The sequence below is a fragment of the Lutaonella thermophila genome, from assembly GCF_055387725.1.
The window spans coordinates 389658-410432 of record NZ_AP043783.1; the positions used below are offsets into that span (position 1 = coordinate 389658).

Sequence of the window (20775 nt, forward strand, 5' to 3'; positions counted from 1 at the left end):
AGAATAATTTTGTTAGGCTAACTACAAACCTACACAATTTTTTTTATTTAAAATTTGTCTTTTATTAGGCTTTCACAACCATTTGAACCGTATCTTGAAGCCGTTGCTTTAACAACACCTCTTTGTCTTTTTCTATAGATGAAATGGCTTGTTGTGTAGCATGTCTTATGGTATATAACGATACATTTGGGTAACAGGTTACTTTAAATTTTGCTTTTAAAATTTGAAGTAATTTCTCTAGATTATTAAACTTGTTATCTACACAAACCGAAAAACTAATTGCAGAGTTTTGGATAACATCTACTTTCATTCTGTATTCGTGTAAAAGTTTAAAAATTTCACTGATGTTTTCTTCTACAATAAAAGAGAAATCTAACGAAGAGAGTGATATTAATACCTGCTCTTTTTTAACAATAAAACATGGTATTTCCGGCTCTAAATATTTTCCTTTACTAACAGCTGTTCCGGGTGCTGTTGGGTTTAAAAATGATTTTACAAAAAGCGGGATTTCTTTTCTTTGTAAGGGTTGTAATGTTTTTGGATGAATTACCGATGCTCCGTAAAAAGCCAGCTCTATAGCCTCTGTATATGAGATTTGATTAAGCAATTGTGCATTTTCAAAATACCGAGGGTCTGCATTTAAAACCCCTGGTACATCTTTCCAGATAGTTACACACTCTGCATTTAAACAATAGGCAAAAATTGCAGCTGTGTAGTCTGAGCCTTCTCTACCTAAGGTTACTGTAAAATTATTGGGATCGCTACCTAAAAAACCTTGCGTAATGTTTAAAACAGATTTATTTATGTTTTGGGTAATGTTTTGTTGTGTAAGCTCCCATTGCACATTTCCGTCACGATAATTAGTATCTGTTTTTATAAGCTTTCTTACATCTAACCAGTTATTAGTTATACCGGATTCGTTTAAATAAGCACTTACAATAGTGGTCGAGAGCAGCTCTCCAAAACCTACAATTTGATCGTATACAAAATTATACTCTGTAGATTTGTTATTAACCAAAAAGGTATTCAGGTCTGAAAATATGTTTTCTACCTGCTTATAAACAGGATGATTATGGTTTTCAAACAAATCTAAAACAATGGCATTATGAAATTTTTTAACTTCTTGTATTGCACTTTGTAACTTGTTAGAGTTGTTTAAATAGGCCTTAACCACAACCTCCATTGCATTGGTGGTTTTACCCATTGCAGAAACCACTAAAAGTGTATTTTGGTAGCCTACTTGTTGTAACACATTTACAACATTGCGCACCCCATTAGCATCTTTTACAGATGCGCCTCCAAACTTAAATATTCTCATTATTAGTATTTACAAAGTTTTTTATTGCTTGTTCGTTCATTTGTACTATGTCCCAATCGCTAAGCACTACTGCTCCTTTACTTTCGTAAAACTTAATGGCAGGTGTATTCCAATCTAAAACTGCCCACTCTATACGTTTTACACCTTGTTGGTAGCCATAATGTATTACTTTAGAAAGTAATGCATTACCTATACCTTTCCCTCTATATAATTTATTTACTATTAAATCTTCTAGATGAATGGTTTTACCTTTCCAGGTAGAATATCTTGGGTATACTAAAGCCATTCCTGCAATAGTATTATTGTAATGTGCTACAAAACACGTAAAAGCCGGATTTGCTCCAAAACCATCTCTAATTAAATCATCTACAGTAATTTCTACGGCATTTGGTTCTCGTTCAAACGCTGCCAATTCTTGTATAAGCTCTAATACTTTAGGCATATCGGCAGGAGTGGCTTTTTTTATAGTTATTTTCATCTGTTAGGTTTAAAACACAAAGTTATATATGTAAAATATATTGTAGTTACTAAAACGTTATAGTTTCACATTTTTAACGATATTTGTGAGCGAAATCACAACTCACAAAGCATGCCCAAAAAAATTCAAACCCTCGGAGAATTTATCATCGAGAATCAATCTGAATTTAAATACTCTTCCGGAGAACTTTCTAAATTAATAAATGCCATTCGGTTGGCTGCTAAAGTAGTAAATCACGAAGTAAATAAAGCCGGATTGGTTGATATTTTAGGCGAAGTAGGAGATACTAACATTCAAGGGGAGAGTCAGCAAAAATTAGATGTTTTAGCTAACGAAAAATTTATTCAAGCTTTAAAAAATCGTGAAATTGTTTGTGGCATTGCTTCAGAAGAAGAAGATGATTTTATTAGTATTAACAGTTACGACGATAAGCATCAAAACAAATATGTAGTACTTATAGACCCGCTAGACGGGTCTAGTAATATAGACGTAAACGTATCTGTAGGAACTATTTTTTCTATTTACCGAAGAGTTACTCCTGTTGGAACTCCCGTAACACTTGAAGATTTTTTACAACCGGGCAGAAATCAAGTAGCTGCAGGGTATGTAATTTATGGTACATCTACCATGTTGGTTTATACTACCGGACACGGAGTTAATGGCTTTACACTTAACCCAGCTATCGGAACTTTTTATCTTTCGCACCCTAACATGACTTATCCTGAAACCGGAAAAATCTATTCTATTAACGAAGGTAATTATGTACACTTTCCGCAAGGAGTTAAAGATTACATAAAATATTGCCAAAAAGAAGAAGGAGACCGCCCTTATACCTCTAGATACATTGGTTCGTTGGTGTCTGACTTCCACCGTAATATGATTAAAGGAGGTATTTATATGTACCCAAAAAGCAGTAAAGCATCTAATGGTAAACTCAGATTATTGTATGAGTGTAATCCAATGGCTTTTATTGCAGAGCAAGCTAATGGTAAAGCCAGCGACGGTTTTAATAGAATTTTAGACATTGAGCCTACAGAACTACACCAACGCGTTCCGTTTTTTTGCGGTAGTAAAAAGATGGTAGAAAAAGCCGAAGAATTTATGCGTAAAAGCCAACAATAATAATATTTTTAGTATTTTGTTATGGCATTATTTACACAATCGTCATGACAAAAAAATCAGCAGAAAATAAAGCTGCATCTAACGGAAGCCCTCTAGACGCTACCTCTAAATTAGAGGTTATTAAAGACCTTATTTTTGGTGAAAATATGGCTGCTTACAACGCCGAGTTCGAGCAGCTTAAAGAAGAAATTTTAGCCAAGAAAAAAGAATTAGAATCGCTCTTAGATAGCGTAAGAGAAGAGCTTACCCAAAATATAGACAACTTAAGTACCGACCTTAATATTAGAATTACCGAATTAGAAGATTCGTTAAATCATAAAATAGAGAATACAGAAAACGCTTCGGTTAACCGTGACGAACTTAGCAATTTGCTTATAAAACTTGGCGAAAGTATTCGTCAAAAATAAATTAGACTTAACTTACTGTTGTGACCGAGCAAGACAAGCTTAAAATAATAAAAGACATCTTGTTAAAAGATAATATAGAGCTAACTCAAAACTATATTGAAAAAGTTACAGCGTTAGATGAGCAGTTAAATAACCAATCACAACTCTCCCAAAAAGTTACCCCTATAATTAACAAAGAGTTAAATGAGTTTGTAGCTAAAATGCCCGAAACTCTTGGCCCTACCATTACCAAAACACTCCAACAAGAAATAGCAAACTCAAAAGATCAAGTTGTAGAGGCCCTTTACCCAATTATGGGGAAAATGATTAAAAAGTATGTGCAACAAGAAATTAAACTTTTAGGCGAACGCATAAACAAGCAACTAGAAAATAGTTTTTCTGCAAAAAGCTGGAAAAGACGTTTTAAATCTTGGTTTGGTGGTGTAAAACAAGAGCATATATTAATAGCAGAAGCCCAAAAGCCTAACATAGAGCAAGTAATGGTTATTGATAAAAAGTCTGGGCTACTATTAGGTAATTATGCTAAAAGTAATACTATAGACGAGCAAATGGTATCGGGCATGCTAACTGCTATTAAACACTTTGTAGAAGATGCCTTTTTACAAAAAAATCAAGACCTGGAACTTATTGAGTACGAGCTGTACAAACTACACATTCAAAATTTTAATTCTTTTTATGTTACCGTTGTCATATCGGGTAATTACTCATCGAGTTTTAAAGACAAGTTACAGGATAAAATATTTGACTTCTCAGAAAAATTTTTATCATTGCCAAAACATAAAACAAAGCAAAACAGCCAAGTAGTAACCCAATTGCTTGCTGAACATTTTAAAAATGATACCCTCTAAAAAAATTGTGTTGTTGGGCCACTTTGGTGTTGGAAAATCATCTTTAATCAGACGATTTGTAGAGAATGTTTTTTCTGATAACTACAAAGTTACCATTGGGGTACATGTTTTAAAAAAAGAAGTTAAGATTGCTCCCAACGAAAAAGTATCATTAATTATTTGGGATTTAGAAGGTTCTGAAGACATAAAAAATGTTAGGCAATCGTACTTATTAGGCAGTCATGCTTTTATTTATGTTTTTGATGTTACCAGACCATCTACCTACGAAAATCATCAAGAAGAAATTGACTTTTTAAATCATAACTTTTCTGATGTTCCTGTGTATTTGGTCGGTAATAAAATCGATTTAGTCGATTTGTCTGCAACAAAGCAATTTTTAAAACAGAAAAAAATTACACCTCAATATCTTACAAGCGCAAAAACCGGAAGTAATGTAGGAAAGCTATTTGACTTTCTGGCTAAAGAACTTGTGAAAGATGTTGAAAAATTATAAAAGTTTATTTGCACCCGTAAAATCGCAATACGCTTTAGTTAATTTGAATGGTTTAGTTCTTGAAAGCGATAATGTGCTTTTTACGCTAAAAAAAGAAGAAAGTATTTTTACGTTTCATCCTTTTTTTGAAACATTTAAATCTTTATTAAAACCCGAAAACAATTCACATCAGTTTCCTTGCGTGCACTTATCTTTACTAGAGCAAGAGTTGGTTTGTGATATTACCTTACACACCTTTGCCGACAAAAATCATGCATTGGTTATTATAACCGATAACACTAAGCAATCGCAAGAGTTTCAAGAACTCATGCAGGTTAGAAACCAGGCAATTATAGATGCCGAGCTTTTGGCTTTAAAAAACCACCTGCTTAAAGAGCAAGAAAATTTTAAAAATAAGTTTATTGCCAACTTTAGCCACGAGCTTCGCACACCATTAACATCTATAATTGTTTTTGCAAACTTGCTTAGTAAAACCAAATTAAACAATGAGCAAGCTCAACACATAAAACTAATTAGGGAGTCTGCAGCCAATTTAAAAATGATGTTAGATGATACACTTAACATCAGCCAAATTGCTTCCGGAAAATTAAGGCTGCAAAACAAGCAATTTAACTTACATGGTTTAATTCAGTACATAGAAAGTGTTTACACTGCAAAAGCTCAAACCAAAGGGTTAAGTTTTAGTGTAATGTACGATGATAAAATACCTGAGTTTATTGAAGGTGATTACCTTAGGGTAAATCAGGTGCTTACTAATTTATTAGAAAACGCCTTAAAATTTACCGATAAAGGTAAAATAAGCTTGAAAGTTTCGCTTAACCAAAAAAGAGCAAACAAAGCAAGTATTAGATTTGAAGTGTCTGACACCGGAATGGGCATTTCTGAAAACGATTTGCAGCAAATTTTCGAAACGTTTACTCAACTTGACAATGCCAATCAGTTTTTTGGCGCAGGCCTGGGGCTATCTATCGTAAAAGGTTTATTAGAGCTTATGGGTAGCAGCATTCAAGTAAAAAGTAAGCCTAAAAAAGGCACCACCTTTTTCTTTGATATTAATTTTAAGTTTCCGGTTGTAACTACAACAAACGCTAACAAGCAAAACACACACTACAAAAGTCCTAAAGATTTAATAAAAGACCTGAAGGCTAAAACAAAGTCAAGAAAACTTAAAGTTTTGCTGGTAGAAGATGATAAGCTAACTCAAATGGTAGTTTTTAAAATCTTGGCAGATACCCAAAGCTTTTATATAGATTTGCTTAATGACGGAGGAACAGTTTTAGACGAAATTAAGCAAAATGAATACGATTTAATTTTAATGGATATAAACTTACCCGATACGCAAGGGCATAAAATTGCTAAAAAAATAAAATCGCAAAAACACTATAAAAAAGTGCCTATAATTGGTGTAACCGGTATTGCAGATAGTAAAAGTATAAAAGCATTTAAAAAGAACGGAATAAACGACATAGTTACTAAACCGTTTGATGAAGAAACTCTTTTAACAACCATCCTAACCAACTTAAAATAAAAAAGGCTCGGCTTATAGCCGAGCCTTTTTTTACAGCAACAGTAGTTTATTACCTGTTCATGTGTTTAATTTCGTCTTTAAAAATCTCTAAACTAACACCTTCTTGCACTAAACGCAACGCTTTATCTACTACATATTTAGCATTGGCAGGTGTAAAACCCAATCCAATGGCAAGTTTCTCTAAAATCACAGGTTGTTTGTTTCCAATATGCTTATCGGCATAAACCATTCTGGCCAAATCATACAAACGTTCAAGACGTCTTTCGTAAGTACTCGGAGGGTTTATTGGATGGCTGGCATAATCTTCTAAAATCTCTTCGTAGTCAGCTTCAGAGATATCTAAATTTTGTGCCAGTCGGTCTAAAAAAGCTTTTTCTTCGTTACTAATAACTCCATCGCTCATGGCCACACGAACAATAGATGCAAAATGATCTTGATTGCGTTTACGAAAACCACTATCAAATAAATCTGAAATAGACATATTTATCTTATTTTTTTGTTGGGTAAAGATAGTTATAAAAACAGCGTTACAAAATGAATTTTATCATACTTTTTAACCAAAAAAACACCTTACCTTTGCACATAGCTTTTTTTACATTTGCAACAAAACTAACGAGTGAGTAAAACTGCTATTCTTGAAGCCTACGCACAGTCTTTGCAACAGCAAAAACTGCAACAATCTATTGCCAAAAATCAAGAAAAAGTACATGCTAAAGGATTAGTTGGCTCGGCACTTTCTTTTGTAATTGCCAATGCTTTTAAAAGTGCCGAAAATCCGTTTCTGTTAATTTTAAACGATAAAGAAGAGGCCGCATACCACCTAAACGACCTGGAGCAATTACTTGGCAGTAAACATGTTTTATTTTATCCCGGCAGCTACAGGAGGCCTTACGAAATAGAAGAAACCAATAATGCTAATGTACTATTAAGAGCCGAAGTATTAAACCGGCTTAACTCCAGAAAAAAACCTGCGCTAATAGTTACGTACCCGGATGCTTTGTTTGAAAAAGTAGTAACTAGAAAAGAGCTGGAAAAAAATACACTAACCCTAAAAGTAAACGATTCTATTTCGTTAGATTTTTTAAACGAAGTTTTATTTGAATACCAATTTAAACGGGTAGATTTTGTTACAGAACCCGGCGAGTTTTCTGTTAGAGGTGGTATTGTAGATGTGTTTTCTTTTTCTAATGATGAGCCTTACAGAATAGAATTTTTTGGAGACGAAATAGACAGTATTAGAACATTTGATGTTGAGTCTCAACTCTCCATTAAATCACTTAAAAAAATTCAGATTATACCTAATGTAGCTAATAAATTTATACAAGAAACGCGCGAAAGCTTTTTAAAATACATTCCGGGAAAAACCATTGTATTTGCAAAAAACCTCGATTTACTTTTTGGTAAAGTAGATACCCTTTTTGAAAAAGCAGAAATTGCTTTTAAAAATCTATCCGAAGAAATTAAACACAGCTCTCCGGAGCAACTTTTTTGTAATGCAGCTTTATTAAAAAAGCAGTTATTAGAATACACCGTTGTTGAGCTTGGCAACCATAACGTACTTACTACAAATACCACAATACAATTTAACACAAAACCTCAGCCTGCCTTTAACAAACAGTTTAATTTACTTATAGAAAACCTTCAAAAAAACCATGAATTAAATTATACCAACTACTTGTTTTGTGCTACAGAACAACAAGCAAAACGCTTTCATGATATTTTTGAGGAGTTAGACCAAGAAGTTCATTACAAAACTGTTGTATTGCCAATTCACCAAGGGTTTATTGATGACGATTTAAAAATTGCTTGCTATACAGATCATCAAATATTTGAGCGCTATCATAAATTCCACTTAAAAAACGGGTATGCAAAAAAACAAGCTATTACGCTTAAAGAGCTAAATAAGCTTGAAGTTGGAGATTATGTAACACATATAGACCATGGTATTGGAAAGTTTGGCGGTTTACAAAAAATTGATGTAGAAGGTAAAAAGCAAGAAGCTATAAAACTCATTTACGGTGACAGAGATATTTTGTATGTAAGCATTCACTCTTTACACAAAATAACCAAATATAACGGTAAAGATGGTAAAGCTCCCAAAATATATAAATTAGGAAGCAACGCCTGGAAAAATCTGAAGCAAAAAACTAAGAAAAGAGTTAAAGAAATTGCCTTTAACTTGATTCAGCTTTACGCAAAGAGAAAGTTAAAAAAAGGCTTTCAGTACGGGCCGGATAGTTATTTACAAAACGAGTTAGAAGCTTCTTTTTTATACGAAGACACGCCAGACCAAAGTAAAGCAACAGCTGAGATTAAGGCAGACATGGAAAGCGAACGCCCTATGGATAGGCTTGTTTGCGGTGATGTAGGTTTTGGTAAAACAGAAGTAGCCATTAGGGCTGCCTTTAAAGCAGTAGATAATGGCAAACAGGTAGTAGTTTTGGTGCCAACAACCATATTGGCTTTTCAGCATTATCAAACCTTTACAGAGCGACTTAAAAACTTTCCGGTAATAGTAGATTATTTAAACAGGTTTAGAACAGCAAAAGAAAAACGAATTATTTTAGAAGAACTGGCTCAAGGCAAAATTGATATTATAATTGGCACCCATCAGCTGGTTAATAAAAATGTTGTTTTTAAAGATTTAGGACTTTTAATTGTAGACGAAGAACAAAAATTTGGTGTTGCTGTAAAAGACAAACTCAAAACGTTAAAAGAAAATATAGATGTTTTAACCCTAACGGCAACTCCAATCCCGAGAACATTGCAGTTTAGCTTAATGGCAGCCCGAGATTTATCGGTAATAAACACTCCTCCACCAAACAGGTATCCTATAGAAAGTAATGTAATACGCTTTAGCGAAGAAATTATTAGAGATGCCATTGTTTATGAGATTCAACGAGGCGGACAAGTGTTCTTTATTCATAACAGGATAGAAAACATAAAAGAAGTTGCCGGCATGATACAACGTTTAGTACCGGATGCTAAAATAGCTATTGGGCATGGACAAATGGAAGGGAAAAAGCTCGAAAAAATTATGCTTGCCTTTATGAATGGTGAGTTTGATGTGTTGGTTTCTACCACAATTGTTGAAAGCGGATTAGATGTGCCTAACGCAAATACTATTTTTATAAATAATGCCAATAATTTTGGTTTAAGTGACTTGCACCAAATGCGTGGTCGTGTTGGCCGAAGCAACAAAAAAGCATTCTGCTATTTTATTACACCGCCTTATTCTGCCATGACAGATGATGCCCGTAAACGCATACAGGCCTTAGAGCAGTTTACAGAATTAGGCAGTGGCTTTAATATTGCCATGAAAGATCTAGAAATTAGAGGTGCCGGAGATTTGTTAGGTGGAGAGCAAAGTGGCTTTATAAACGAAATTGGTTTTGATACATATCAGAAAATTTTAAACGAAGCCATAGAAGAACTTAAAGAAAAAGAGTTTGCCGAGCTCTACGAGCAAAAGCCGGATAAAGATTATGTAAAAGATGTTCAGATTGATTCTGATTTTGAGTTGCTTTTTCCGGATAATTATATAAACAACATTTCTGAGCGTTTAAATTTATACAACGAGTTAAGCAACATCACAAACGAAGAAGAGCTTTTAAAATACCAACAACAATTAGAAGACCGTTTTGGTAAGCTTCCTGAACAAGCAGTAGATTTATTAAACAGTGTAAGAATTAAATGGTTGGCTACCCATATTGGTTTAGAAAAAGTTGTTCTGAAAAAGAACAAGCTTATTGGGTATTTTATTGCAGACCAAGAAAGCGCATTTTACAAAAGTGAACGCTTTACCCAAGTGCTAAATTATGTGCAGCAAAACCCTAACCTTTGTACATTAAAAGAAAAAGAAACTCGTAACGGGCTTAGGTTAATTATAAGATTTGATAGTATTACCACTATTAAAAAAGCGTTGAATGCTTTACAACCTTTAGCCCGATTAGAAGTTTCTGTTTAACTTTTTAATTATTTTTAAAACTTAAGTGTTTTTTTAAGTGCATTCTTATTCTTCAACTTTATCAATAGTAATTTTTTCTATCTCTAAAGTTTCATAAAGCACATAATACCTTTCTGTTCCTGCAATTATGTTTGATATTTTTATGGTTTGAGATTCTGCAATAAAATCAAACATAACCTCATCATATTGATCATTTACATACCATAAATCTGTATATCTTGCTCCTGCTGTTTGAGTTGCAATCTTTTTATTTCTATAATTTCCGGGCTTTAGTTTAATTAGCATACGATATCTTTTACCGGTTTCTGGATAGAACTTTAATGTTAAATACCTAATCTCCGGTAAAAAGCCAGGCTGTCCTCTATCTAAACGTGGGTAATATTTGTTTTCGGGGTAAATAGATATGTATCTGGGCCTTGCTTCAAATTTTCCAAAATACGATTCAACATACATGTCTTTATATTTTAATTTAGCAGGTGTAATTTCCCAGTGTTTGCTAAACCTTAGTTTTGTTAATGCCTCTCTGTTTACAGTGGCTGCCTTAAGGCTAGCTACTTCTTTTGGTTGCAATTTATTTAAGTCTGTAACTTGTATTCTTTGAGGTTTAACCAGTACCTTAGAAAAGCTCTTTGAAGGTAATTTTTTATTGTTTATACTTTTAGGCTTATCTATTTGAGCGTGGGTTATGGTTATGCTCAAAAAAATAAATATCATTAAAGCGAATACTTTTTTAATCTTTAATCTTTTAATTCGTGACATCTTAATTATTTTTTAATTAGTATAGTAACTGTTTTATTCTTTTAATAAAGTGTTATATGTAAAGACATTTACATTTTAATAAACTCAACCCGTCTGTTTAGTGCCCTTCCATCCGGAGTATTGTTATCTGCAACAGGCTCTGTTTCTCCTTTTCCTTCGGTAAACAATCTGTTACTGTCTATATCATAAATGCTTATTAATACTTTTTTTACCGCTTCTGCTCTTTGTTTTGAAAGCTCTAAGTTAATGTCGTCTGCACCGTCAGAATCTGTATGCCCAACTATTTTTAAGTGCATATTTGCATCTTGCTGTAATGCCTGAGAAATTTGCCTGAGTATTCCGTAAGATTGTTGTTGTATAACTGCAGATCCGGAATTAAATAAAATTCCATTAGTAGAGAATTTACCTTTTTCTAACAGTTCTCTTCTTAAATCTAAACCTCCTTCTGCTATTTTAACATTACTTAAATAAATACTTTCTTTATTGGTTGTACCTCTTAAATTAAATTTTATAGCTTTCATTTTAACGCTTTCGGGTAATAGCCTCGGAACATCAACATATTTAGTTTGATTAATCCACATTCTTAATCGTTGTTTATTTATGGCTATAGAAACATGGTGTTGCTTTGTAACCGTTTCTCTAACATCTGCACTTATAACATTTCTAATGGTATTTTTACCATTTATTTTGTTGCTAACCGTTATGCCTACATCTATAAACTGGCAAAACGAATATTCAATCATACCATAGTTTTGTGGTGTTGCAAATGAATTATCATCTGAAATGATAACTGATAAAAAAGCTTGAGATGACGTTGCCTTATCTATACCGTCTGCTATAACATCAAACTCTAAAGTAAACTCTTCTGGCAAGTTGGTTACATCTGGTACATAAACCGATTTAAATCCCGGAGCTATTTTTAACCATTTATTCTCTGAGTTATTTATGGTTACTAACTCTCCTGAAGCATTGGTATTCCATCGAGAAGGGAAATCGCCTATATAATCCTGTGAGAAATCATCATAAAAAAGTAATTTATCTCCAGGAACAAAATCAAATTTCGACAAAATTTCTATATCTGTAACTTCTGCTTCTTCCTCTAAAAACTGATCGTCTTCTTCAGGAAACTCGTTTTCTAAAGCTGGTTTCTTTTTCTTTCTCTTTTTAATTTTCTTGTCGGCATCTAAAATAGAGTCCATAGTTTTTTCTGTTTTCTCAACAGTTTTCTCCTCTACTTTTCTGATTATGGTTTCTTTAGCAGCTTCTTCTGCTCTTTTTTTAAGTTTTTTAAAAAATTGAGCGTGTGCAGAAAAGTGCGAGCTTAATAATATTGCTGTTATTAATAGGATTGTTTTTTTCATTGCGTTAAATATTAAGTTTATTCACAAAAGAATAATTTGTTGCCGGCCGTGTATACACTAGACACCCTACTTAACCTGTTTAGTTTAACAAAACCTTCAAACCCTTTAGCAAAGGCGGCTTTGTTTTCAGGGCTGTTAAGTATTTTTTTTGTTTGTTTTTCTATTTCTCTTTTTAGTTTTATTTCTAAAGCATTTAAAACCGGGATTAGAATATCCATTTTACCTCCCATTTCAAACTTACCTAATAGGTCTACTTTTTCAACATCAAAAGCTACAGAGCCATTGTAGGCTATAGGTTTTAGTCTAATTTTTGCTATTCGGGGGGATTTCCAATTAAAATCCGGAGCTCTACTGTCTCTAAAGCGTTTAAGACATCCGGGGCATTTGCCTTTAATTTCACTACCATTACCTTCAAACTCAATAGATAGATAAAATTTGCCCTGTTCGTATGTAAGTTTATTTTTGCCTCTAATAGATTGTACATCGTTAACATAATACACCCATTTACGTGCGGGCCCTCTCACTTCTCTCTCTCCCATATCAAACCTTATAGTTTGATTTTTTAATTTTATGTAAGATCCTGTTTTGTTTAAAACAATTTCCATAGGAGCAAGCTGTTTTCTTAAAATTGGCAAAGCCAATCTTTTAGCATCAATTGCTTTACAGTTTTGTGCGTAAGGAATGCTAACAAAAAGTAAGGTAATTGCAAGCAAAACTAGTTTTTGGTTAAAGTGTTTCATTTTATTGTGTTTTAAATTTATTTCTTTGTGAAATGAGTGGTTTTTATAACCTTATTTTTATAAATGATAATTAGCCTATATTCTCCTTTATGTAAGTAGTTTATGTTTAGGTAAATTTTGTGAGTTGTAATGTTATTTAGTGCTCCCTCGTACTTTAGTTGTTTCATACATAATGAAAAATTAATTTGCTTTAATCCTTATAAATGTTAAGGAAGCTTTGTTTTGCTTTTAACAAACTTACTTCTTGTTAAAAAAGGTATCTATAACATATGTACCAAAGGCTGTAACATATGTAACATTACATGTAAAGGCTTATAAAAATTGAGATTTAGTACGGTTTTTTTAAGTAGTCAGACGGAGAGCATCCGTAAACCGTTTTAAAAGATTTACTAAAATATGCCGGATCATTAAACCCAACAGCATAGGCAATTTCAGATATATTGCTATGATTTTCTTGAAGTAGTTTAACTGCTAATTTTAACCGTTGTGATCTTATAAATTCTGAAGCCGATAACCCGGTTAATGCTTTTAGTTTTCTGTGCAATTGCATTCTGCTCATGCCTACTTCTGCACTAAATTCTTTTATTGTAAAAGACGAATCTGTTAATTTATTATCTATTATTTTTTGAACCTTTTCTAAAAACAATTCATCTAAATTAGTTATTGCTATATCTTTTGGTTTTAAAATAACTTCTTGGCTATATCTTAACTGTAATTGTTTTCTGGTCTCTATAAGATTTGTGACTTTTGTAGAAAGTAATTCTATATTAAAAGGCTTAACAACGTAATCATCTGCTCCGGTTTCTAATCCTTCAAGTTCATTTTCGTCTCCGGCTTTTGCAGTTAATAAAACAATAGGAATATGACAAGTTCTATCATCATTTTTAAGCTCTTTTGTTAAGGTTATCCCATCTTTTTTGGGCATCATTATATCTGAAATAATTAAATCTGGGATGAGCTTTAAGGCTAATTCATGGCCTTCTTCGCCATCAGAAGCTGCTACCACATTGTAAGTATCTTTAAATGTATCTACCAACAAATTTCTAACCTCAGTATTATCTTCTACAATTAAAAGAATAGGCATCTCTACATCTTGATATGCAGGTTTTTTCTCTTTATGCTTATTGTAAGGCTGCACATTACTTGCTTTTTCTGATTTTAAGTTTGAATAAGATTGTTTTTTAGATGAAGATATATTTGTTGGGAGTGGCAATGTTACTAAAAAACTTGTAAAGCCCTCTTTTTCACTTTTAACTTCTATTTTACCTTTGTATAAATCAACAAGTTCTTTTACTAAAGCAAGCCCTATTCCTGTGCCTTCATGATACTCATTTACTTGATAAAATCTGTCGAATATTTTATTAATCTGTTTCTTGGTTAATCCTTCACCGAAATTTTTTATTTGGAGTTTTAGTGTGTTTTTCTCTATATATGATTTACACTCAACATTACCATTTATTGGGGTATATTTTAGTGCATTAGAAAGTAAATTAATAGTAATTTTTTCTAAGGCATCTTTATCAAACCAAACTTCTTTGTTTGTGTTTTTAATGTTTAAACTTAAATTAATGTCTTTTTGGTCTGCCAAGTAAAAAAAGGATTCTGCAATAGCACTGATTAACGCTAACGGATTGCCTTTTTTAAATTCTAAGGTAAGGCTACCGGCTTCTATTTTAGACAAGTCCATTAGTTGATTAACAAGTTCTAATAATCGTTTTATGTTATTTTGAATTATCTGCAGCTCTTGTTTATCTTTCTCTTTTAGCTTATTTGAGGCTATTTTTTTTTGAATTGGGACAGAAATAAGAGTAAGTGGTGTTCTAAATTCATGCGAAATATTTGCAAAAAACCTAGATTTTAGTTTATCTATTTCCTTTAGCTTATCATTAGTCTTTTTTCTATTTCTATATAAAAGAAACAAAAACAAAAAAGCAATAAGTAACGTTGAACCAATGGCTATAAATATATTTTTTTGGTTTGTGTTTTTTTGCTGAACCAGCTCATTCTGAGCTTTAAGAAGTGCTATTTCTTGTTCTTTTTTATCTGTTTGGTAAATAGCTTCTATCTCTCTTATTTTAGCAACGTTCTGAATAGTGTTTAAAGAATCTTTTAGCCTATTACCTTCTTCAAGAAATTTATATGCCTCGTAATAATCTCCAATTATTCTATAGGCTTCAGCCAAATTTAAAAGGGCTTCTTGCCGAATGTAAGTGTTCTTTGTTTTGAATTTATTTTGATTGTTTAAGGCTTCTGTTAAATAAGGTATTGCTTTTTGCGAAGCATTCTTTTTTAAATAAAGTTTTCCAAGTTCTAAAGCAGCAAGAGAAGTTTCATAATAACTTTTGTTTGCTTTATGTATTTTATACCCGTTTATTAAAAAATTTTCGCCTTCCTCTAATTTTTGCTGTTGTATTCTTGTTAAACCTAAGTATATGTTTATTTGTGCAACGGTACTTGCATCGTTTATTTTTTTAAAAAAATCAAGGCTTTTTACCAATAAACTATCGGCTTTTGCTATTTCTCCTTTATGATAATATACCTCTCCTAAATGCCAATCGGTTGTTTTAAGGTAAAATGTTACATCGGCCGGTATTTTACTAAATTCAACATTAGCTTTTAAAAAATATTCTTCAGACTTGTTATAATCTTCAAGTTCTTGGTAAACTGTCCCCAAGCTTTGGTAAGCAGCAGCAATAATGTCTGCTCTAAGTGGTTTTAAGGTGTGTAATGAATCAACTTTTAAAAAATATTGTAATGATTTTTTTAAATCGTTTTTTCTAAGATTAATATTTCCTAAAGCAATATATGTATCAGAAATAACCGTTGCATTATTAATTTTACTCGCAGCTTCTATACAGGCATTACATGTTTTTTCTGCTTTCTCTATTTCTCCTAAAACATAATATGTTCTGCACAACCCGTTATTAGATACTGCAATCCCTCTGTAATAGTTAATTTTTTTTGCCCTTTGCAGTGCTTTTTCAAAAAACACTATAGCAGAATCTAATTTATTTATTCTTCTGTAATAACTTGCGTATAGATAATCACTCTCTACTAAACCAATACTATACTTTTTTTCTGTACTGAATTTCTGTATTTGTTTTATGTAATATAATGCACTATCCGGATTAGGATTTATATGCCTTGCCATATTAGTTTTTAAAGCAATAAAGAGCGTAGAGTCTTTTTTATTGAGGTGTTTAAGCTGGGAGTTTTGTGCTTTTAATTTAACACTAACTAATAGTAAGAGTACTAAAACAATTCTCATAACTTTCTGAAAACTAAGGTTTAAATTAAGTTAATTTCATTTTAAATCAAAATATTAAAGATTTTAGTGCCAATTAAATAACCTAATAAGACTGGTTATTTTCTTTTTGATTTTTACTCATAAAAAAGGCTTAAACGGTTTTATATAACTAGTAGATTTCTATTCAAGAAAGTTTTTTAATACCTAGATAAATCAGTAAAATTTAGTACTTTAACAATTAAATATTCCTATGCGATTTGTTTTAGTTGTTTTTAGCCTCTTAAGCTATCTTTCTGTTAATGCTCAAGATTGGAGTACCACTATTTTCTCTGAGTATGAAAACTTCAAAGAACCCTCTTTAGTTAAGAGACAATTTACACACCAAGAAATACAGCCATTACTGCAAAAGCTTAGTAAGTATAAAGCTGTTACTACTACCGTTTTAGGAACATCTATAGAAGGTAAAACAATTACAATGTTAACCGTAGGGAACGGCCCAACCAAAGTGCTTTTATGGTCGCAAATGCACGGAGACGAATCTACAGCTACCATGGCTATTTTTGATGTGCTTAATTATTTAACACGTAGTTCAGATACTATTATAAAGCACATAACTAACAAGCTAACATTACATTTTATACCAATGCTTAATCCCGATGGAGCAGAATTTTTTAAAAGACGTAATGCTATAAATATTGATATAAACCGAGATGCGCTCAGATTACAATCTAACGAATCTAAAATCCTAAAGCGTGTACGAGATAGTTTAACTCCGGATTTTGGATTTAATTTACACGACCAAAGTAAATATTACAATGCAACAAATACGCCTAACACAGCAACCATCTCTTTTTTAGCCCCGGCTTTTAATTACAAAAAAGATGTGAATGATGTAAGAGGCAATGCCATGAAATTAATAGCACAGCTCAATACAATGCTCCAAAACATAATTCCGGGGAAAGTAGCAAAGTATAATGATGATTTTGAGCCCAGAGCGTTTGGAGATAACATTCAAAAATGGGGCACAAGTACCATTTTGGTAGAATCTGGAGGCTACCCAAACGACCCCGAAAAACAGTTTATTAGAAAACTTAATTACGTATTACTTTTAACGGCCTTTAAAAGCATTACTTTGCAAGAGTTTAAAAACTTTTCTTTAGATAATTATTGGTCTATTCCGGAAAACGACAGAAAGCTTTTTGATTTAAAAATTAGCAATATAAACTACAATTACGCGTCAAAAGATTTTGTGTTAGATTTAGGGATAAACCATTTAGAAAGTTATGTAAAAAATGCTACGTATTACCAAGGCGCTATTCAAGATATTGGAGATTTAAGCACACATTTTGGATACCAAACCATAGATGCTCAAGATCTTTATTACGCTCCCGCTAAAGTACACCCTAAAACATTTAACACTGTTGATGATGTTAAAACCTTAAATGCTTTAAATATTATTAAAGACGGGATTGTTTATGTTAAGGTAAAAAATATTACAAAGCCTCAACCTACACAAGCTCCATTTATATTTGTTCCCGAAAATTTTACTCCTTCGCCTAAAATATCGTTTGGCAGCAACCCATCATTTTTACTAGTTTCAGGCAAAGGGAAAATAAAATATGTTATTGTTAATGGATTTGTAGTTGCTGTAGATAGTGAAAACTTACCAATTAAAAACGGCTGGATTCTTAAAAAGTAGCTTTATAGCTTTTTTAAATCTTTAATTGTTTTAAATGCCTTATCTACTTTATCATCATCTACTAAAATGGTAAACTCGTTGGTGGTAGAAATCACTTCGTATATATTAATTCCTTCCCAAGAGAGTCTCTGAAAAATAAAATAGTATAATCCGGGGATTTGAGCATTTTCTTTGGGCAGCTTTACAGTTATAGACGATAAGTTTTCTGTTTTATCAATTAAATGTTCATTTTTAAAAACCTCATCTACCTCATGCGCCACATCGTTACTAACAACAATGGTAACTTCGTTTACTCCTCTTGAGGAGGTGTAGAATATATTTTTATTGTCTTCTATTTTGGTAATAAGCAATGCCATATTCTGCAAAATGGTATCAGACATTTTAAAGTTATAATCATTTAATGCAGACCGTACGGTTATCTCTCCTATATGGCGTAGCACTTTAAGAATTTTATAAGTGGCCCTAAACTCTAAATCACCCGAAAGCCGTTTTAAAGCCATTACTATTGCACCGTTTCTAACTTCTTTTCCTAATTGCTCTTCTACTTCCGGCTTAATTTGTCTTGACAATGAGGTTAAGTTTATAATTCCTTGAGCTAAAGCACTTTGCAAAAAAGGTTTGCTTTTAATATAATGCTCTACTACGGCAGATATTGTTCTCATAATACTAACATTAATCAAACAAATATAACTTAAAGTTATAAATAAAACAATTGGTTAAAAATAGTAGAAAGCATCTTCAATGTGCTCTATAGTAAAGAGGTTGCCTCTTTTTATTATGGCCACAACATCAAAACGTAAATCAACATCTAAATCATTACTCAACACATACTCGTTTGCTGCTTGCACCATGAGCTTTATTTTTTTAACTGTAACAGCATCTAGCGGATTTCCAAAATAAGGGTTGTTTCTGGCCTTAACCTCCACAATTGCTAAGGTGTTTTGATACTTGGCAATAACGTCTATTTCGGCTTTTAAGTAGCGGTAATTTTGTGTTAAAATAGTATACCCTTTATCTTTAAGGTAGTTAGCTGCTAGTTGCTCTGCAATTCGTCCAAAATCGTAATGATTGGCCATAAAAAAACACAATTAGAACCCAAAAAAAGCACAAACTTTAACTTATTGTAAAATCTATATTCTTGCTCTAATTGTCTAAAAAATTAAGTTATTAGTATTCTCTTTATCAATCTATTAAATGTATGAATTTAACCCTGTTGGTGTAATTTTTTTATTTTTTTTTCGTTAAGAGTAAATAAAATAAGGATATATAATCCAAAACGCGCCCTCCAAACGTATATAGTTTAATGTCCCAAATCACTAAACAATGATGTTTGTAAATTGTAACACATCTACCTTAGCTCCGTACGTCCCCACAACCGAGAATCCTTGGGATGCAACCAAAGTAAATCACCTTTACAGACGGTTAGGTTTTGGAATATCGCATGTAGATACACAAACGGCGCTTTCACAATCTCCTTCAAATTTAGTAGATCAGCTAATAGATGAGGCTATTGCCATGCCTCCTACGCCAGCTCCTGTTTGGGCTAATTGGACTAATTTGGATTACCCTGAAGATGATGATTTGGCTAACCAAATGCGCAGAGATCAAAAAAGAGAGTGGGCACTTACCTATGTTAATGCGCTATTAAATAATAACTTAAGAGATAGACTTAGCTTTTTCTGGAGCAATCATTTTGTTACAGAAGAAGACATATACCGTTGCCCATCTTACTTGTATGGTTATATAAACGCCTTACAAATTCATGCCATTGGCAACTTTAAAACATTTGTCAGAGAGATTGGGTTAAACAATGCTATGTTACGGTATTTAGACGGTTACCGCAATTACAGAAACAGACCCAACGAAAATTATGCTCGAGAGCTTTTTGAGTTATTTACGCTTGGTGAAGGGAACGGTTATACAGAAGATGATATAGTTGAAACTGCCAGAGCACTAACCGGTTATGTTGCACAAGGCATTGAAGATGTTGGATGTAGCGGATATGTTTTTGATCCGTCTGAACACGATACTTCAGAAAAAACCATTTTCGGAAGAACCGGTAATTGGGGTTATGATGATGTAATTGATATTCTTTTTGAAGAGCGTACCAATGAAATAGCGTACTTTATTGCAGAAAAACTCTATAAGTTTTTTGTACATCCTGATCCGGATCCTGTTCAGCCAATAATTACAGAATTAGCCAATACCTTAGTAGCCAGCAACTTTGAGTTGGCACCAATGTTACGTCAACTTTTTAAAAGCGAACACTTTTTTGATGATAATGCAATAGGTGTAATTATAAAAAGTCCGTTTGATTATGGTTTAAACTTTATAAAAGAAACCGGACTAACACTTAACGATGAGCTTATAGAAGGCATGATTACCTATTGTGATTTGGCCGGACAACTTTTATTTGACCCTGTTGATGTGGCCGGGTGGCAACGAGACAGAAACTGGATAAATGCCAATGCGCTAATTAGTAGATGGAGCATGTTAGAGTGGTTTTTATTTTACAATTGGCAGCAAGGAGACCAGGAGCGTTTTAGAGAGTTTGCCATAGAAATTGCCGGTAGCGCCAACACAGACCCAGACGATATTACACGCAAAATTGTAGATAAATTAGTTCCTAAAGGCTTGTATTCTGAAACAGATTATCAAGCAGCTATAGATGTTTTTAGAAGCGATGTCCCACCGGAATACTACCAAAATGGCACCTGGAATTTGTATTACGTTAGTGTGCCGGCACAAGTATTCCAGTTATTGTTACATCTTACCAGACAACCAGAATTTCAATTAAAGTAACCTGCT

Annotated in this window: 17 protein-coding genes; 8 read left to right on the forward strand and 9 right to left on the reverse strand. The window is 32.8% G+C overall.

Annotated elements, in window-relative coordinates:
- Positions 1-64: 64 nt before the first annotated feature.
- The gene (locus ACZ5CF_RS01845) at positions 65-1318 is read right to left on the reverse strand and encodes an aspartate kinase (protein WP_464579991.1); all 1254 of its coding nucleotides are present in this window, start codon (positions 1316-1318) and stop codon (positions 65-67) included.
- Positions 1305-1796 carry an N-acetyltransferase family protein gene (locus ACZ5CF_RS01850; protein WP_464579992.1) on the reverse strand — a complete coding sequence of 164 codons (492 nt, stop codon included), beginning with the start codon at positions 1794-1796 and terminating at the stop codon, positions 1305-1307. The genes ACZ5CF_RS01845 and ACZ5CF_RS01850 overlap by 14 nt, the downstream gene beginning before the upstream one ends.
- Before the next feature lie 111 nt (positions 1797-1907).
- Between ACZ5CF_RS01850 and fbp the strand changes: the two genes are divergently transcribed.
- The 5 genes from fbp to ACZ5CF_RS01875 are packed head-to-tail and all read left to right on the forward strand — an operon-like array spanning position 1908 to position 6194.
- Positions 1908-2918 carry a class 1 fructose-bisphosphatase gene (gene fbp / locus ACZ5CF_RS01855; protein ID WP_464579994.1) on the forward strand — a complete coding sequence of 337 codons (1011 nt, stop codon included), beginning with the start codon at positions 1908-1910 and terminating at the stop codon, positions 2916-2918.
- Between the two features lie 44 nt (positions 2919-2962).
- Complete coding sequence (locus ACZ5CF_RS01860; protein WP_464579996.1) at positions 2963-3325, forward strand: fructose 1,6-bisphosphatase; 363 nt, start codon at positions 2963-2965, stop codon at positions 3323-3325.
- A gap of 20 nt (positions 3326-3345) precedes the next feature.
- Entirely contained in the window at positions 3346-4173 is an 828-nt protein-coding gene (locus ACZ5CF_RS01865) for a cell envelope biogenesis protein OmpA (RefSeq protein WP_464579997.1), read from the forward strand.
- Entirely contained in the window at positions 4160-4666 is a 507-nt protein-coding gene (locus ACZ5CF_RS01870; protein ID WP_464579998.1) for a Rab family GTPase, read from the forward strand. The genes ACZ5CF_RS01865 and ACZ5CF_RS01870 overlap by 14 nt, the downstream gene beginning before the upstream one ends.
- Complete coding sequence (locus tag ACZ5CF_RS01875; protein ID WP_464580000.1) at positions 4650-6194, forward strand: ATP-binding response regulator; 1545 nt, start codon at positions 4650-4652, stop codon at positions 6192-6194. Before ACZ5CF_RS01870 ends, ACZ5CF_RS01875 begins: the two co-directional genes overlap by 17 nt.
- A 49-nt stretch (positions 6195-6243) precedes the next feature.
- On the opposite strand, the gene ACZ5CF_RS01880 is transcribed toward ACZ5CF_RS01875, so the two are convergent.
- Entirely contained in the window at positions 6244-6675 is a 432-nt protein-coding gene (locus tag ACZ5CF_RS01880; protein ID WP_464580001.1) for a TerB family tellurite resistance protein, read from the reverse strand.
- Between the two features lie 135 nt (positions 6676-6810).
- Between ACZ5CF_RS01880 and mfd the strand changes: the two genes are divergently transcribed.
- A complete protein-coding gene (gene mfd / locus ACZ5CF_RS01885) occupies positions 6811-10161 on the forward strand; it encodes a transcription-repair coupling factor (RefSeq protein ID WP_464580002.1) in 3351 nt (1116 codons plus the stop codon).
- 45 nt (positions 10162-10206) lie between these two features.
- On the opposite strand, the gene ACZ5CF_RS01890 is transcribed toward mfd, so the two are convergent.
- The 4 genes from ACZ5CF_RS01890 to ACZ5CF_RS01905 form a co-directional block, all read right to left on the reverse strand.
- The gene (locus tag ACZ5CF_RS01890; RefSeq protein WP_464580003.1) at positions 10207-10875 is read right to left on the reverse strand and encodes a hypothetical protein; all 669 of its coding nucleotides are present in this window, start codon (positions 10873-10875) and stop codon (positions 10207-10209) included.
- 113 nt (positions 10876-10988) lie between these two features.
- The gene (locus ACZ5CF_RS01895) at positions 10989-12281 is read right to left on the reverse strand and encodes an OmpA family protein (protein WP_464580004.1); all 1293 of its coding nucleotides are present in this window, start codon (positions 12279-12281) and stop codon (positions 10989-10991) included.
- A gap of 17 nt (positions 12282-12298) precedes the next feature.
- Positions 12299-13021: a hypothetical protein gene (locus tag ACZ5CF_RS01900; protein ID WP_464580005.1), complete on the reverse strand. Its 723-nt coding sequence runs from the start codon at positions 13019-13021 to the stop codon at positions 12299-12301.
- A 328-nt stretch (positions 13022-13349) separates the two neighbouring features.
- Positions 13350-16289, reverse strand: coding sequence for a response regulator (locus ACZ5CF_RS01905; protein WP_464580007.1), 2940 nt, complete (start codon positions 16287-16289; stop codon positions 13350-13352).
- A 229-nt stretch (positions 16290-16518) separates the two neighbouring features.
- On the opposite strand from ACZ5CF_RS01905, the gene ACZ5CF_RS01910 reads away from it, so the two are divergent.
- On the forward strand, positions 16519-17967 hold the full coding sequence (locus ACZ5CF_RS01910) for a M14 family zinc carboxypeptidase (protein ID WP_464580008.1): 1449 nt from the start codon (positions 16519-16521) through the stop codon (positions 17965-17967).
- A gap of 2 nt (positions 17968-17969) precedes the next feature.
- On the opposite strand, the gene ACZ5CF_RS01915 is transcribed toward ACZ5CF_RS01910, so the two are convergent.
- Complete coding sequence (locus tag ACZ5CF_RS01915; protein WP_464580009.1) at positions 17970-18629, reverse strand: aspartate kinase; 660 nt, start codon at positions 18627-18629, stop codon at positions 17970-17972.
- Between the two features lie 54 nt (positions 18630-18683).
- The gene (locus tag ACZ5CF_RS01920; protein WP_464580011.1) at positions 18684-19043 is read right to left on the reverse strand and encodes a YraN family protein; all 360 of its coding nucleotides are present in this window, start codon (positions 19041-19043) and stop codon (positions 18684-18686) included.
- A gap of 247 nt (positions 19044-19290) precedes the next feature.
- Between ACZ5CF_RS01920 and ACZ5CF_RS01925 the strand changes: the two genes are divergently transcribed.
- Positions 19291-20769: a DUF1800 domain-containing protein gene (locus tag ACZ5CF_RS01925; RefSeq protein WP_464580012.1), complete on the forward strand. Its 1479-nt coding sequence runs from the start codon at positions 19291-19293 to the stop codon at positions 20767-20769.
- The last annotated feature ends 6 nt before the right edge of the window (positions 20770-20775 follow it).

Excerpts from the sequence above, each read along its gene's own strand:
- ACZ5CF_RS01875 (WP_464580000.1), top strand. The coding sequence starts at position 4,650 with ATGTTGAAAAATTATAAAAGTTTATTTGCACCCGTAAAATCGCAATAC.
- ACZ5CF_RS01925 (WP_464580012.1), top strand. The coding sequence starts at position 19,291 with ATGATGTTTGTAAATTGTAACACATCTACCTTAGCTCCGTACGTCCCC.
- fbp (WP_464579994.1), top strand. The coding sequence starts at position 1,908 with ATGCCCAAAAAAATTCAAACCCTCGGAGAATTTATCATCGAGAATCAA.
- ACZ5CF_RS01850 (WP_464579992.1), bottom strand. The coding sequence starts at position 1,796 with ATGAAAATAACTATAAAAAAAGCCACTCCTGCCGATATGCCTAAAGTA.
- ACZ5CF_RS01900 (WP_464580005.1), bottom strand. The coding sequence starts at position 13,021 with ATGAAACACTTTAACCAAAAACTAGTTTTGCTTGCAATTACCTTACTT.
- ACZ5CF_RS01860 (WP_464579996.1), top strand. The coding sequence starts at position 2,963 with ATGACAAAAAAATCAGCAGAAAATAAAGCTGCATCTAACGGAAGCCCT.
- ACZ5CF_RS01890 (WP_464580003.1), bottom strand. The coding sequence starts at position 10,875 with ATGATATTTATTTTTTTGAGCATAACCATAACCCACGCTCAAATAGAT.
- ACZ5CF_RS01845 (WP_464579991.1), bottom strand. The coding sequence starts at position 1,318 with ATGAGAATATTTAAGTTTGGAGGCGCATCTGTAAAAGATGCTAATGGG.
- ACZ5CF_RS01905 (WP_464580007.1), bottom strand. The coding sequence starts at position 16,289 with ATGAGAATTGTTTTAGTACTCTTACTATTAGTTAGTGTTAAATTAAAA.
- ACZ5CF_RS01915 (WP_464580009.1), bottom strand. The coding sequence starts at position 18,629 with ATGAGAACAATATCTGCCGTAGTAGAGCATTATATTAAAAGCAAACCT.
- ACZ5CF_RS01895 (WP_464580004.1), bottom strand. The coding sequence starts at position 12,281 with ATGAAAAAAACAATCCTATTAATAACAGCAATATTATTAAGCTCGCAC.
- ACZ5CF_RS01910 (WP_464580008.1), top strand. The coding sequence starts at position 16,519 with ATGCGATTTGTTTTAGTTGTTTTTAGCCTCTTAAGCTATCTTTCTGTT.
- ACZ5CF_RS01870 (WP_464579998.1), top strand. The coding sequence starts at position 4,160 with ATGATACCCTCTAAAAAAATTGTGTTGTTGGGCCACTTTGGTGTTGGA.
- ACZ5CF_RS01920 (WP_464580011.1), bottom strand. The coding sequence starts at position 19,043 with ATGGCCAATCATTACGATTTTGGACGAATTGCAGAGCAACTAGCAGCT.
- ACZ5CF_RS01880 (WP_464580001.1), bottom strand. The coding sequence starts at position 6,675 with ATGTCTATTTCAGATTTATTTGATAGTGGTTTTCGTAAACGCAATCAA.